Source organism: Bartonella sp. TT110JLCBS, assembly GCF_042193405.1.
Lineage (GTDB): Bacteria > Pseudomonadota > Alphaproteobacteria > Rhizobiales > Rhizobiaceae > Bartonella.
Window position 1 is genome coordinate 1 of record NZ_JBHILT010000160.1, and the last position, 861, is coordinate 861.

The following is an 861-nucleotide window of genomic DNA, read 5'->3' on the forward strand; positions in this document are numbered from 1 at the left end:
GTGCGAAAAATTCGCGATTGCATAACAGCAGCAGCAGCTCTTGTATAAGTAAGGCATAAAATACGTGCTGGAGAAGTACCGTTTAAAAGCAAACGGATAACACGTTCACTTAAAACGTGGGTTTTTCCAGATCCAGCATTTGCAGAAACCCACACGTTTTTTTGGGGATGTGTTGCTGTTGCTTGTGCATCAAGAGCGGCTTCAGGAATAGAAAAAAACGTCATGATTACTCTTCTTTATGAAAACCACTTGACCATTCCCACAACCGAGCCAAATGGTCGTAGTCACCTTCATATCGTTTTGACATAGGGACAGCATGTGAGAGATAACCTTGTTGTGGATTTTGATAATAAGTTATGAGTGCGATAAGATTTTCCCATGCATTGTCAGCAAGATCAACAGCACTTAGATGAGTTTTTCCGTCTTTTTTCTTTAAAAGAATTGATTGGGATTTAATTTCACCTTTTTTGTTAAGAGGAATGTAAAATAAATTTGAGGGGGTAAAATCTTGAAAATCTGGGAAGCCCCCTTGTATGAGTAAAGCTGTTTCTAACGCCAATTGCGGAAATAATAATTCACGAACTTGTTTTGATGAAGGAGGGGTTCCGGTTTTGAAATCTAGAATTTCAACCGTTTTATCTGGCAAAACATCAAGACGATCAGCACGTCCTGAAAGGGTTACTCCTGTTGTTCCTATAGAAATTTTTTGTGATACCACTTCCGAATATCGCTCTCGCAGTCCTAAACTTTGTTCCCATTGAATAAAGCGTGGAGCAAGGTTTTCAAAACTATTCCACCAAATTACTTCAATATCGGGTGGAAAATTGAATTTATCAAACTCTTTACGCCCAATAGCAAGCA

The 861-nt window shown here is 38.8% G+C and carries 2 protein-coding genes; both read right to left on the reverse strand.

Annotated elements, in window-relative coordinates:
- A partial coding sequence (locus ACFILW_RS10170; protein WP_375685776.1) for a UvrD-helicase domain-containing protein occupies positions 1–224 on the reverse strand: 224 nt, incomplete at its 3' end.
- 2 nt (positions 225–226) lie between these two features.
- Positions 227–861: PD-(D/E)XK nuclease family protein (locus ACFILW_RS10175; RefSeq protein WP_375685777.1), on the reverse strand; the 635-nt coding region annotated here is incomplete at its 5' end.